This window comes from Paenibacillus campi (genome assembly GCF_034659835.1).
GTDB classification, from domain to species: domain Bacteria; phylum Bacillota; class Bacilli; order Paenibacillales; family Paenibacillaceae; genus Saccharibacillus; species Saccharibacillus campi.
The window spans coordinates 603,441-618,108 of record NZ_JAXSQZ010000001.1 but is presented as its reverse complement, the minus strand read 5'-3'; the positions used below and the strand labels follow the sequence as shown (position 1 = coordinate 618,108).

General features: G+C 46.5%; 9 protein-coding genes and 1 riboswitch. Of the genes, 4 read left to right on the top strand and 5 right to left on the bottom strand.

Translation table 11 applies throughout. From position 1 onward, the window contains the following. Positions 1-51 precede the first annotated feature (51 nt). Genes U1I11_RS02375 through U1I11_RS02365 form a run of 3 tightly spaced genes read right to left on the bottom strand, consistent with a single transcriptional unit; the run spans position 52 to position 4,064 of the window. Positions 52-1,569, bottom strand: coding sequence for an extracellular solute-binding protein (locus U1I11_RS02375; RefSeq protein WP_322903473.1), 1,518 nt, complete (start codon positions 1,567-1,569; stop codon positions 52-54). 58 nt (positions 1,570-1,627) lie between these two features. Beyond that, complete coding sequence (locus U1I11_RS02370) at positions 1,628-3,133, bottom strand: extracellular solute-binding protein (RefSeq protein ID WP_322904469.1); 1,506 nt, start codon at positions 3,131-3,133, stop codon at positions 1,628-1,630. A 49-nt stretch (positions 3,134-3,182) separates the two neighbouring features. Beyond that, positions 3,183-4,064 (bottom strand): ABC transporter permease, encoded by an 882-nt coding sequence (locus U1I11_RS02365; RefSeq protein ID WP_322904467.1) that lies wholly within the window; start codon positions 4,062-4,064, stop codon positions 3,183-3,185. 369 nt (positions 4,065-4,433) lie between these two features. Between U1I11_RS02365 and U1I11_RS02360 the strand changes: the two genes are divergently transcribed. Then, a complete protein-coding gene (locus U1I11_RS02360; protein WP_322903472.1) occupies positions 4,434-5,318 on the top strand; it encodes a carbohydrate ABC transporter permease in 885 nt (294 codons plus the stop codon). 207 nt (positions 5,319-5,525) lie between these two features. On the opposite strand, the gene U1I11_RS02355 is transcribed toward U1I11_RS02360, so the two are convergent. After that, on the bottom strand, positions 5,526-7,769 hold the full coding sequence (locus U1I11_RS02355; RefSeq protein WP_322904466.1) for a helix-turn-helix domain-containing protein: 2,244 nt from the start codon (positions 7,767-7,769) through the stop codon (positions 5,526-5,528). A 189-nt stretch (positions 7,770-7,958) separates the two neighbouring features. Here U1I11_RS02355 and U1I11_RS02350 point away from each other — a divergent pair, with 189 nt between their 5' ends. Then, positions 7,959-8,825: a rhamnogalacturonan acetylesterase gene (locus tag U1I11_RS02350; protein WP_322903470.1), complete on the top strand. Its 867-nt coding sequence runs from the start codon at positions 7,959-7,961 to the stop codon at positions 8,823-8,825. A 568-nt stretch (positions 8,826-9,393) separates the two neighbouring features. On the opposite strand, the gene U1I11_RS02345 is transcribed toward U1I11_RS02350, so the two are convergent. After that, positions 9,394-10,818, bottom strand: a complete 1,425-nt coding sequence (locus U1I11_RS02345; RefSeq protein ID WP_322903468.1) for an NAD(P)/FAD-dependent oxidoreductase — start codon at positions 10,816-10,818, stop codon at positions 9,394-9,396. 486 nt (positions 10,819-11,304) lie between these two features. Then, positions 11,305-11,404: riboswitch (purine riboswitch) on the top strand. 189 nt (positions 11,405-11,593) lie between these two features. Between U1I11_RS02345 and ade the strand changes: the two genes are divergently transcribed. Together ade and U1I11_RS02335 are read left to right on the top strand one after the other, a co-directional pair. Continuing rightward, on the top strand, positions 11,594-13,372 hold the full coding sequence (ade, locus tag U1I11_RS02340; RefSeq protein ID WP_322903466.1) for an adenine deaminase: 1,779 nt from the start codon (positions 11,594-11,596) through the stop codon (positions 13,370-13,372). Between the two features lie 152 nt (positions 13,373-13,524). Beyond that, positions 13,525-14,592 carry a polysaccharide deacetylase family protein gene (locus U1I11_RS02335; protein WP_322903464.1) on the top strand — a complete coding sequence of 356 codons (1,068 nt, stop codon included), beginning with the start codon at positions 13,525-13,527 and terminating at the stop codon, positions 14,590-14,592. The last annotated feature ends 76 nt before the right edge of the window (positions 14,593-14,668 follow it).

The window sequence follows — 14,668 nt, the reverse complement described above, 5'->3', positions numbered from 1 at the left end:
CGTCCATTCGCTATGTTATATCTGTTTTATTGCAAATATTTTATTTGCCGATCACTTGCCGTTAGCCTGCTTATAAGCCGCTTCATATTCAGCAATAATGCTGTTGCCACCAGCGTTTTGCCATGTTTCTATCGCTTGTTTAAAGCCAGCCTCATCAATTTCGCCCAAAATGTATTTGTAGGTAGCATCGGTAACAATTTTTTGCAGCTCCGAGCCTTGTGTATTGTAGGTGTCGGAATCGAGCGCATAAGCTGGATTTAGGACAGCATAGTTGGCGTTTTCAGCGATCAGTTTCTCCGCCTGCTGTTTGAGCGGATTGGCATCATGAATACGGAAGCCGCTTTCTTTCGGACGACTTGACGCAAATGGCTGCACTTCTTGCTGCCACAGATCGTTATTAATGATCGTTGCGGCATCTTTATCATCGACTTTGTAATGTGTGCCTTCGATGCCATACGTCATGAGCGCATACGAATCTTCGTCCAGCAGATCATTCACAAATTGCAAAATGCGCTTCAATTGAGCTTCATCTTTGACTTCAGTGCGTGGGAAGGCAAGCAGACCACCGATGCCGTTGTTCGCTGCCCAGATCGCACGATCGCTCTCTTTACCTGTGGAAGTAATATCGTTAGCCATCACCAGCTCCATTTTACTCTGCAAGCCTTTGGACATATTGAGCAAGTTTTTGCTATCAAACAATGCGCCCACATAAATGCCCGCTTTGCCTTGCGCAAATTTTTGCTGTTGATCGGTTTTGGCAGTAACGGCAAAATCTTTGTTCATATAGCCTTTATCATACAGCTGTTTCATATAATTCATCGTTTTCATATAACCGGCGGTCATAAACTCAGGCGTCATTTTGCCGTCTGCGCTCACTTGCCAGTTGTTCGGTGTACCAAAGTAAGAACCGAGCGTTTTGAAGGCACCGTAGACAAGATCATTACGATCGACAAAACCGGTCGTATCGTTCTGACCATTTCCATCTGGATCATCCTCGGTAAATGCGCGTGCTACTTCCATTAGCTCGTCTGTTGTTTTCGGCACATCCAATCCGAGCTTGTCCAACCAATCTTTGCGCAATGTCACCCCGTTACGTGCCAAGTCTTTTTGGAAAGGGATGCCATACAGCTTGCCGCCGATCGATGCCGAACGGATCGTATCGGATGAGATTTTGGCAAGGTTTGGATAGTCTTTTAAATACGGCTCTACTTCCCAAAACAGACCGGATTTGAGTGCATTACGCACCGATGAGTTGTCCAGCATCGTCAACGTTACGATGTCTGCAAGCGAATCGGAAGCAAGGGCGGTATTAATCCGTTCTTCTTTGGACGCGTCTGGCACCCACGAAAAGGAAAGCTCTGTATTCGTCTTTTGCTCCAATTTGTTCAAAATCGTATCGGTTGGCGGCGAAGCGGTATGCAAAATGTTTAGCCATGTAATCGTTGCCTTCGAATTGGCATCATTTTTACTGGACGATGCCTCCTGTCCACCGCATGCGGTCAGTACGATGGCACTACTTACCATCACCGCTGCCAGCCTGTTCATAGCGATCTGTCGTTGCTTTTTCATCCATCATGCTCCTTTACGATCGTTTAGTAGCTATGTTTAGTTTGCAGGTAAATGTAACTTAGGCTTGGCTCTGACTCGCTTTGTAAGCGGCTTCATATTCTTCCGTAATGCGTGTACCACCGGCGTCTTTCCAGCTTTGTACCGCTTGTTTAAAGGCTGCCTCATCAATCTCGCCCATAATGTAGCGGAATGTAGCATCGGTAACAATTTTTTGCAGCTCGGTGCCTTGCTCATTGTTCGTTTGCGAATCCAATGGTACGGTCGGATCAAGCACGGCGTATTGGTCGTTTTCTTTGATCAGTTCATTTGCCATTTGCTTGCGCGGGTTGGCATCTTTGAGCTTGTACGTAACTTCGCTCGGACGAGAAGCGGCAAATGGCTGTACATCCGCCTGCCATTTATCCTTATTTATAATTTTAAATGAACCATCTGCATCGATTTTGTAATGCTCATCTTCAATGCCACCGGTCATATACATAAACGCTTCTTTGTCGAGCAATTTGTCCACAAATTGCAGCAGGCGCTTTAATTCGGCTTCAGATTTAACTTCGGATTTAGGAAAAGCGAGCAATCCGCCTACACCGCTGCCTTCAGACCAGACATGGTATTTGCCATCGCCATTGGAAATTTTGTTGACCGGCACCAGCTCCATCCCTTTTTGCAAGCCTTGCGACATATTTTCGAGGCTGGCGATATCGACCATGCCGGTATAAATACCAGTGCGTCCCTGGGCAAATTGCTGCTGTTGATCCGTCTTCGCGGTAACCGCGAAATCGCGCGTCAGGTAGCCATTTTCATACAATTTGCGCGAGTATTGCAATGTGTACACATATTGCGGCGTATCAAACTCTGGTGTGAATTTGCCGCTCGCATCCACCGCCCAACCGTTTGGTGTGCCAAAATAAGAGCTAAGCGTTTTAAAGCTGCTATATCGCAGATCAGAACGATCACCAAAACCGGTCGTGTCGTTTTTACCGTTGCCATCCGGGTCATTTTCGGTAAATGCACGCGCCACATTGTACAGCTCATCCAGCGTAGTCGGCACTTGCAGACCGAGTTTGTCGAGCCAATCTTTGCGCAAGATCAGACCGGAGCGTGCCATATTTTTCTGAAATGGCACACCGTATAAATGACCTTCAATCGAGGCGGCAGTGCGCACTTTCGGTGGAATGTTTTTTAAGTTTTTGTAGCTGTCAAGATAGGGACCAACATCCCAGAACAGACCGGATTTGAGCGAGTTGCGGACGGTCGAATTGTTCATCATCGTAATCGTCACCATATCGGCAAGCTGACCGGAAGCGAGCGCGGTCGTAATCCGTTCTTCTTTGGACGCGTCAGGCACCCAGCTAAAATTAATTTCGGAATTGGTGTATTGTTCCAGCTTATTTTTGATCACATTGGTAGGCGGTGATGCGGTATGCAAAATGTTAAGCCATGTAAATTGCAGCTTGGAGTTTGGATCATACGTTTGATTCGCTTCCGCCTCGCTGCCGTTGCCACAACCGGACAGCACAGTCGCAAGCGTTAGGCTCGCTATGAGGGTAAGACTCCATCTTTTTTTCATTTTCATTAATTTGCGCTCCTTTGAATCCTTTTTAATGTTAACACATTGCTTAATACACGCCATCTTCCCCAAACTTTTTGGCGAGTCGGTTTGCCAGCATGATCAGGATGAGTCCGACCAAACCTTTAAATAAGCCGACTGCGGTGCTGAAGCTGAGTTGTCCATTTTTTAAACCGGCAGTGTAAATGTAGGTGTCGAAAATTTCTGCTACGTCGCGGTTAAGTGAATTGAGTAGCAGGTACATATGCTCAAAGCCGAGATCAAGTGTGCTGCCGATTTTCAAAATAAGCAGTGTAATGATGACCGGACGAATGGCTGGTAGTGTGACATGCCATGTTTTGCGCCAGCGTCCGGCACCGTCCATTTCGGATGCTTCATACAGTTGTGTATCGACGACGGTAATTGCCGCCAAATAAATAATCGTTGACCAACCTAGTTCTTTCCAAATGATCTGTGCCATATACATCGTGCGCAGCCATTCTGATGAGGTGAGAAAGCTGATTTTGGGCAAGCCCATTGCTGCTAGCATTTCGTTGACGACACCGCCATCAACGGTCAGGAATACGTAAGTAATCGATACGATAATGACCCATGACATAAAGTGTGGAATGTAAATAATCGTCTGGATCGCATTTTTGAAATAACGATGGCGCACTTCATTTAACATCAGCGCCAATATAATCGGTAATGGAAAGAAGATAATGATATTAAGCGCGAACAAAACGAGTGTATTGCGCAATAACATAAAAAAGGTAGGCTCTGTAAACAGACGCACAAAATGCTTCATTCCTACCCACGGACTGCCTGAGATGCCGAGATACGGCTGGTAATTTTGAAATGAAATGATCAGCCCGCCCATCGGCAAATACTTAAAAATAACAAAATAAATGAAACCAGGCAAAATCATCAAATACAAAAATTTATTACGCATAATACCGTAGCGGCCTTTCTTTTTGACTTCCCGTTTCTCTTGTTCCAATCCCAATACAGCAGTATCGGACATTTTGATTTCGTTCGACATCTTCACCGGCTCGCAGCCTCCTTTGCCCATTCTCGCTTACATGACCAAGCTTAGAACAACCCGCTCATTCCGTATATAATCATCTTATGATAGCGTTTGCAAAATGCTGATATAGCAATGTTTAGTCGGATTGTATGTTAGCTGATGATTATACTATGATCTAATGATTATACAGCGATTATGAGTGATTTCATCGATGATCTGGGCACCTGATTATATACGGAACAACAATCGGCTGGTACAGTGAAGAAGTACAAGAACAATGAAGGAGGTTCATACATGGAACAGACGCTACGCAAAGATACAACGCTTGGAAGTAAGCTATTTACGATTGTAAATAACACTTTATTGATTTTGGTAGCACTCGCCTGTTTATTGCCTTTTATTAATGTAATCGCCAGTTCATTTGCATCTACACAGGAGGTCGTATCCAAAAAGTTTATTTTGTTTCCAACTACGTTTTCGCTTGATGCATATCGCTACATTTTGTCCACACCGACGATTTTTAAAGGATTGGCGGTGTCGATCGGTACGACGCTTGTCGGTACACTCGTCAGTATGGCATTGACCGCATTTATGGCGTACGGTCTGTCACGCAAATATTTGGCAGGTCGCAATGCGATTAACTTTATCGTCGTCTTTTCAATGCTGTTTAGCGGTGGTATGATTCCGACGTTTCTAATTGTAAAAAGTGTCGGTCTGATCGATTCGTACTGGTCGATGATTTTGCCGGTCGCGATCAATGCGTTTAACTTGATCATTATGCGTAACTTTTTCCAAGCATTGCCGGAAAGTTTGGAAGAATCGGCAAAGATCGATGGCTGTAATGACTTTGGTGTCTTTTTCAAAATTATGTTGCCGCTTGCATTGCCGTCGATAGCGACGATTTCGCTCTTTTATGCGGTTACGTATTGGAATACGTATATGAATGCGATTTTGTATTTAAACGATTCCACCAAATGGCCGATCCAAGTACTGCTACGTCAGATCGTAATCGTATCGAGTGGCATGCAAGCAGAAGGCAGCTCAGTCGATGTTATTCCACCTGCCCAGACGATCAAAATGGCGGTCATCGTCGTTGCGACCGTGCCGATGTTGATTGCATATCCATTTGTGCAAAAGCATTTTACAAAAGGCGCATTGCTCGGTGCGGTGAAAGGGTAAAATGGTTAGTCGTTCTGCTTGTGTACAGTGTTTGTGTGGAGACAGACAACGCTATAGTACGGAATAAAGGGACGAACTCCTATCTCGCACACAAATGTACGAATAGGTCGTCCCCCTTATTTCCTGCCCGCAGTGAAGTGTGATTCACAGCATACGCAGTTGCCTGCCAATCATTACGTAGTCTATGTCATCTTGCCTGCCGTTCACTCAATTCATCTGCCGCATTTTGCGGTAGGTGCCTGGGGTGACTTGTTCTTTTTTGCGAAATGAGCGGATAAAGTTTTGCGGATTATGGTATTGCAGTCGCTCAGCGATTTCTTTGATCGTTTGGTCGGTTTCGATCAGCCATTTTTTCGCCATTTCCAGCCGGTAACTCATCAAATAGTCGCTAAATGTCGTACCGTATTCTTTTTTGAAAATGCTGCTCAAATAGTTCGGATTGTAATGCAGCCGATCACCGATCATTTCCAGTGACAGCTCGCGATCATATTCCTGGCGTACAATATCGGCGATCGTCGCGGACAGACAGCGGAATTGCTCGCTTGTCTTCTCCTTCATGCTGCGTACCATCGGGAAAATAACCTGTTCGACGAGCATATGCTCAATCTCCTCTGGATTGCGAATGCTAAGCAGACGATGATATAGCGCCTGATTGTCCCTTGTCAGCAGCACTTCCAATCCGAGTAACTGTTCCAGTTGAATCAGATTGTTAACGAAGCGTACGAGCATCACTTCCAAATCGAGCGAATGCCGACTTTTTTTCATAAATTCCGCCATTAACGGATACAGATGTGTCGATACCTGTTGTTCATCACCGAGCCGAATCGCATCGAATAATTTTGCTTCCAATTCGGTCGGATAATGCAGCAGCACTGGGCCGGATACGACATTGGAAATATCCTCGTAAAAGATAATCGATTCTTTGCCCAAATTCAGCCGTTGATGCAGCGCTTGCTTGCTCATCTCAATCGCTTCTTTACTGGATAGCAGGCTATCATACGTACTGCTAATGCCTACGCTAACCGACAGTTTGAGATAGTCGCGCACACTACGAATCATCAGCTTCGCATACGCGATAACCTGCTTCCGTATTTCCTGTTCATTGCTGCTCGAAAACATTAAAATCGTCGCCTGTGTATCATCATTCCAAATGATCGGCAACATTCGCTGCTCCGCTGGAATTAGTTCTTCAGCAATTTTATGAATCGCCAGCATGAGCACATCACGGTCAGCAACACTGCGTTTGCCCAAATTATCGAGCTGTACAAGCATTGTCACATAGCGGCGATCATGCAATTCGCTGTAACCGATCCGCGCCAGCTGTCCGTCCAATTCATCCGCCTTCATGCGATTGCGGAACAGATTCAGCACTAGCTGTGTTTCAAGCTGTGGCTGCTCGGCTTCGATTAACGTTTCCAAACTTTGCTTTTCAGTCAAAATATGATTGATCGACGATAAAATCCATTCAATCTCATTTTTGGACTGTACATGGGCAGCGGTAGGCAGACTATGACGAATTTGCTGAATCGGCTTTGTAAAATAAAGCGCAATGCCGTAAGCAACGATCGCAATTAGCAAAATAAGCACCAGCTCAATCGCAATTAGACCATAACGGGTCGTCTGCAAGGCAGCGGCAATTTCACCAGGATCAAGCACGGTAAAATAGACCCAGTTGTTATAAGCAGATTTGGCATAAATGAGCTGTACCGGTGAATTTTGCCCATCTTTTAACGTGAACATGCCGACTCCTTGCTCATTGCCGATCATATCCGGCAGCTCCCGTACTTGTGCATTTGCTAACACATCGGCATTGTTGCCGGTATCGTACATTAACTCGCCCTGCCGATTCAAAATAAATACCGGCGAACTATCCTCGGTATGCAGTGTACGATTGAGCGTATCAGCAGAAATGTCGGACAGCGCAATCGCCTGCTTACGGGTGGAAAAGACCGGCAATGTACTCACAAAACGAATACCGGAATCCGTTTTAACCCAAAACAGGCTTTGATCTTGATTGTCCACGTATTGCCGGTACAATTGCTGCCGTTGCGGGGCGGTCAGATGGGTAAGCCGTCCGCTGGAAATTTGCCAATTTTGGCTTAGGCTAATGAGCGAATATTTGGCTCCCTCCAGCCCCATCGTGGCGATATAATTAAGTTGAGTGTTCACATCGCGATAAGCGACAAAATCGCGCTCCGTAATCGGTTCGTTCACCGTCTCCCTAAATGAACTCGTTGTGCTATATGTATTGAAAGCGTATTCAATAGTTCGTATTTTTTGCTCCAAATTGTTGCGCATTTGCATCATATACGTCTGTTTATTCGTCGCGATGCTGTCGGTGACCGAGCGCACGGTACTGAAATAGATGTAAATGCCAAAGCTGATCGATAAACCGATGCCGAGCACCAGAATAGGAATAAATATTTTATAAAACATAATCCCTTTGTTCATCATGTTCCCCCATTGGTTCAGTCATCCTATACATTGTTTTCTTTATTATGAGTGAGTCGATCGCGATGGACAAGAACTATTATACCCTTTTCAGATTAGGGATGTTAAGGATTTCTTTAGTGAAACTAGTTTTGGCATCCGCGGCATTTTAGATTCGCTTACTATGATCCGGCAAAGGAGCTATCGTTTATGTCACTTTTGCATATTCCGCCTCATCTTAAAACTAATATGGACGACAATCGTCATGCACCAACTGCTGTTAGCGGCAATGAATCGAATACGGATACACTACCAAAGCGGCTTGCCGAGCATGTACATACTGTGCATACAGATGCCCACCTAACCGAGTCAACCGACATAGAGGCGATACGACCTGCAATCTATATCGCTGGTGATTCCACCGCCGCTACCAAAGGCGCTACCGAGAAACCGATGAGCGGCTGGGGCGAATATTTGGGCAGTTATATGCGTCCAAGTATCGCCATTCACAATCATGCGGTGAACGGACGCAGCACACGTTCTTTTATTGCCGAAGGAAGACTGCACTATATTGCGGATCAGCTGCACGCAGGCGATTATGTATTTATCCAATTTGGGCATAATGATAGCAAAGTGGAAGACATTGCCCGTTATGCCGATCCTGAGCATGATTATCGTCGCTTTTTGCGGCAATATATCGATACGACGCGTGCGCGCGCTGCAAATCCGGTACTGCTCACATCAGTCAGCCGCCGTCTGTTTCTAGCCAATGGGCAGCTTGATCCCGCTGCACTCGGCTCGTATCCAGCGGCGATGCGCCAAGTGGCGACAGACACCGATACACCGCTTATCGATCTGTTTCAGCATAGTCAGCAGCTGTACCGCGAGCTGGGCGAAGCCGATTCGGCAGCGCTGTTTATGCATTTGCACGCTGGTGCACATCCGAACTACCCGGAGGGCATTAGCGATAATACGCATTTCTCAGCCGCTGGCGCCCAACGAATTGCCGCACTTGTCGCTCATGCTATCCGTGAGCATCCACAATTGACGAAATTGGCGGCACTATTGCTGGCATAAAGCAAACTATCTCTTTGTCCAATCACCACTTTTCCGTGCTAATAATTTATCCCCTGAAACGGCAAAGTGATCCAGATACTATTTGCAAATGATATCCCTATACTTGATACTTGGCTAGATTACTGGACTAGGCGGATCGTATACGACTCGTATATTAAATCAACAGGATCATTACTATGCGCTGTAAGTGTGAATGTATGCGTACAAGCTGCGCAGCAGCGCCACTGATCAACAAAACAAACAAGGTCTTCTCACCTGCACCGAATAGCAGAGCGAGAAAACCTTGCTTATAATTACAACTATGATGAGCTGGACGTTTGGCTAAAGATTACGTTTGACATAACTACATTTGGAACTATGCGGTAACAGTCGTTGCAGTCGAGCAGGGAATGAAATGTAGACGCGCTATATGTTAGACAGCGCGTTTGCTATCATAATGTCCACTACAGTGCATTTGGGATAAATTATACGGTTCATCCCTACAAATGCAGCATCACAACTACAGCGTTCACATCATGCGCGCTTTGCTATCCCAATTGCGTGCGCTTATGCCAAATGTGCTCCCGACTCAGCTCGTTACGACCTTCGGCCAACGCCCGACAAATTCCGGCTCATCATAAGCGAGGAAACGGCTTAAAATCTCCTGCTTATCGTCCAGAAACAATTGATCGGCAATCGCGGTCACAAGCTTGGGCACCGCATTTTTCGTACCGGAAATTGCTGAAGCGGATAAGCCGCAGCTTGCCAGTGCCGAATAATTAAAGACAAACAGACCGTGCAGCAGTTGCTCCCCTTGTTCACTACGACTTTGAAAAGCAAAGCCAGAACTTAAGTACGGATGTGCATCCAGCAATTCATTCGCGATCTCGGCAGGCGCAGTATAACGATCACGCCAGCGTGCGATATGGTCGGCAACTAGCTTTAGCTCGGGACGCAAACCCGGATCACTAAGCAGCCCTGTACTGACGATCAAAAAGTCAAAATAAAACTGCCCTTTCGGCGTCGTCACGATCGCTCCTTCGCCATGTTGCTCTACATTTAGCCACGGCGAGCCAAGATGTAGCTGAAATCCGTCCCAAGCAGCTGCACGCTCAAACGTATCATTTGTCGGCGGCTGATTAAATTTGAAAAAATGCGAAATCGCTGCATATTTATCACGATCGTCCAGCGCATGAAAACGTTCGATCATACCGGACACTTCCATTTGCCGAATCGGATTCACACTTGGCAACACTTCACGCCGTACAAACACATGCGCTTCCGCCACACCTTCGGTCAACGCATAATTGGCATTATCAAACGCCGACGCACCGCCACCTAGCACAGCGATCTTTTTCCCTGTTAATTGATCAAAATCAATCGCTTGCGACGTATGAGCATACAGATGAGCAGGCAGCCGCTCAGCGATCAGCGGTGGTACATGCCATTCACCGCCGCCTTGAATACCGGTCGCCAGCACCACTTTACGTGTTAACAATGACGTTGCCGGTGCGCCTGCACCAGCAATATGCAGACGGTGAATGCCTTCATCCAGCGGCTCGATCAGTTCCAGCTTCACTTCATTGATGACTGGCAGATGCAGCACACGGCGATACCAACGCAAATAATTCATCCAATCTCCACGCGGAATTTTATCGACTTGCGCCCAGCCTGCTTGCCCAGTCTGCGCTTCCCACCATGAGCGAAACGTCAATGACGGGATACCCAGATCAACCGATGTCAAATGTTTAGGTGTACGTAGCGTAACCATGCGCGCATACGTTTCCCACGGTCCTTCCATACCTTCAGCATTTTCATCCAGTACCAAAATATTCGAAATACGTTCACGCAGTAGCCCAAACGCAGCGGCAAGCCCACTTTGTCCACCGCCGACAATGACTACATCGTACACATGCCCTTCCGGGTGCTCCATCGGACGTACCCAGTCTGCTCCTCCGTAAGCGAGATAAGCCAAATCCTGTTCCACGCGTGCATTCAATGCTTCCAGACTCATATCCCTCATACCTTTCGCTTATATCAGCTGTAGTAGATTCCGCTCATCGTTGCTTTGTTGATAAGATTTTTATTTTGTAATGTTAAACTAAGTGACATAAAGCGGCGTTATCATCGCCTATGCTCGGTTATTAGCTGCGCCTGTTTAAACGCGAAATTCACTCCATCGTCACTTGATTCACTACTTCATCCGCTGCTTAATTCGGTTTGAATCAAGCTGCAAATAGTTGGTTTCATGCTGATTTCAACCTAATTCTGTAATTATCCAGCCAGTAATCATTTATTTCCAGTCTATATTTCCTCGTTATGAATTATTCCTATTATAACGAAACTTATTTTAATTTCGATAGCCAATGTTAATTTTATTGTCATATCATCCAAAACTAAAACATGAATTTGTAGCTTCGTACGAACATGCCGCCTTTTAATGTAATAAAAAATAACTTCCCTCTTGCCAAGCACGACGGTTTCCTCTAAAATAATGCTAATTTATTTCATAATTGTCTTTCGTATAACCCCGATAATATGGGCCGGGGGTTTCTACCAGGAACCGTAAAATCCTGATTACGAAAAAATGCTGTCTGTTGCTGTCATGCATTTTTTTGTGATCGGGATTTTTGTATTCACGGTAAGCTAACCCCGCACAGCTCTCGTTGAAGTCATTCATGATCACTGTGCCAATACCGTTCTACCATTATTAATGAAGCGCCATTCCCGCTCACCGGTCATCATACATGACAGCCGGACAAACTATTTCTGTCAGAGGAGTGTTTGCCATGCAATGGAATCAAGCTGCTTTAACGCGCCGAATCGAAGTATCCGCTCATACCCGTCCCGCTGATCTCGTAATTCGTGGCAGCAAAATCGTCAATGTGTTTAGTGGAGAAATTACAGAAGCTGATATCGCAATAGTCGATGGTGTGATCGCCGGGATCGGTAGCTATACAGGCACCGAAGTGATCGATGCTAGCGGCAAATGGATGATCCCCGGTTTGATCGATGGTCATGTGCATATTGAAAGCTCGCTGTTGTCGCCGCGCGAGTTTGCCAAAGTCGTTTTGCAGCATGGGGTGACGAGTGTCATTACCGATCCGCATGAGATCGGCAGTGTTGCCGGAGCCGCCGGCATTCGTTATATGCTGGAGCAATCCGAAGGTTTGCCGATGGATCAATTTATTATGCTGCCATCTTGTGTGCCTGCCACTTCATTTGAAAGCTGTGCCGCTCGTTTGACAGCAGCGGATTTGGAACCTTTTTACGATCATCCGCGTGTGCTTGGGTTAGCGGAAGTGATGGATTATGGCGCATTGTCGCAGGCGGAGCCGGGCATGGTCGACAAACTTGTATCCGCTCATACACATGGCAAACGGATCGATGGACATGCCGCCGGGATTGCAGCCGATGGAATCGGTGTGTATGCGGCAGCAGGTATTCGTACCGATCATGAATGTATTAACGCCGAGGAAGCCAAACAGCGGCTTGCACTCGGTATGTATGTGATGATCCGCGAAGGCACAGCGACCAAAGATTTGGAAGCGATTTTGCCAGCTGTCACACCGTACAATGCACGCCGTTGTATATTTGTGACCGATGATAAATTGACCGACGATCTGCTTGACGAAGGCAGTGTCGACCATAATGTGCGACTGGCGATTCGTCATGGCTTGCCGCCAGTCACCGCGATTCAGATGGCAACACTCAACACTGCCGAATGTTTTGGTTTGCGTGATCGCGGTGCGATTGCGCCGGGGTATATTGCTGATCTGGTACTGCTGGACGATCTGGAACAGTTAACGATACACAGCGTGTATAAAAATGGTCAACCGGTCGTGACCAATCACCAATTACAACCATCCGCTTTTCCAGCGGTAGCTTCGGATCGTGAAACCGATACATCGGCATTGTCGCGCTGCCATATGGCTGCTATGCATGAACATGATCTCGCGTTGCCACTCCATTCCGAGTTATGCAATATTATCGAAATTATTCCTAATTCGATCGTTACTCGTCATACACAGGAACGAGTGGATATCGTCGCCGGGCAGTTTGCTCCATCGATCGAACGCGATTTGCTCAAGCTGATTGTGGCGGAGCGGCATCGCGCGACAGGGCATATCGGGCGGGCGATTGTAAAAGGCTTTGAGCTGCAACGCGGTGCGATCGTATCGACCGTTGCGCATGATTCGCATAATCTGATCGCCGCAGGAGCATCGGATGAAGAACTATTGCTAGCGATTCGTCATGTGACCGAGCTTGGTGGCGGGCTGGCGGTCATTGATGGAGATCAAGTGCTCGCTTCATTACCGCTATCGATTGGCGGTTTGCTGTCCCAGCTTCCGTATGAGCAAGTGTATATGCAGCTGGCAGGGCTGCGTGAAGCATTGCGGCAAATCGGAGCCGCACAGCATTATGATCCATTTCTAATGTTGTCTTTTCTAGCCTTGCCAGTAATCCCGACGCTGAAGCTGACCGATCTGGGGCTGTTTGATTTTGCAGCTGGTCGCCATATTGACGTTGAGGTTACGTATCAGCCGCATTCCCTGCCGCAGACATAACGTAGACGACAATCGACAAAAATATGTACAATGAGACAAACTTAGTTTAAAACAGCTAACAAAATTGAATTCCCCCCTAATCTCTACCTATCACCTAGCCGATATACATTTAAGAAACTGTCCTATTACAGAGATCAAAGGGGAATTCGATCATGGTATGGTTTAAAACAATTTTACTCACTTTAGGCGCATTTCTCGTTGGCGCAGCCGCTGTTCTACTCGCCCTCTATTTGGACAATGGTCCTCTAGAAAGAGTGCTTGGTACAGAAACTCGCACAGAAGCGGAATCACATCACTCTAGTAACCATACATCCGCTACGCCAGCAACACTATCGGAAAGCGAGCTGCCTCCGGTAGAGCAATTTAACCACGTTCCAAAAACAAAGTTGTATGACGACCATGTAGCGGTATTGATGTATCACGATATGAGTCCGACGGAAAAAGGCGGCGATATTATTACGCCGGATCAGTTTGCCGCTCAGCTTGATTTTCTTCGTTCCAAAGGGATGAATTTCATTACATTGCAGCAATTCCGTTCCTTTATGAAAAGTGGCTCAGTGCCGGAAAATGCCGTACTGGTCACATTTGACGATGGTTACGAAAACTTTTATACAACCGCTTATCCGATTATGAAAGAGCGTGGCATTTCCGGCGTCAGCTTTGTCATTACCGGTGACTTTAGCAAAGGGGCGCTTGTTTATACACCGCATATGACACGGCAGGAAATCAAAAGTATGATCGCCGCTGATCCTAATACGGAAGTGCAAGTGCATACGAATCATCTACATTACAAAACGAGCGCCACAACCGATGCGCTAACTGCACCGCTCGTCAAACATGGCACCAAAGAATCGCCAGGCGAATATTTAGCACGTATCAGTACCGATCTGTCCACCTGTATCGATCAGTTAAAAACGCTAAATGCGCATCCGATCGATTCGTTTGCGTATCCGTACGGTTTGTACACACCTGAAGTGCAGCAAATTGCCAAAGATGAAGGTATTAAATATGCGTTTACGACGACGCTCGGTTTAGCATCCCGTAATGACAATCCGCTCGCCATCCCACGCATTAATGGCGGCTCGCCGCTCGTTAGCCCACAGCGTTTGTACGCTTCCATCTATTGGGAGAACAAACAGCCAGGGCATAATTTGTACTTGCCGGACGAAGTACAACATAACGGACGTGAAGATATTAATTCAGTGGAAATACACCATTAATCATTGGCATAACCGTATACACGATACGGCTGACAGCCAAATGACAGCTTAACGAAACACAACCAAAAGCATGACA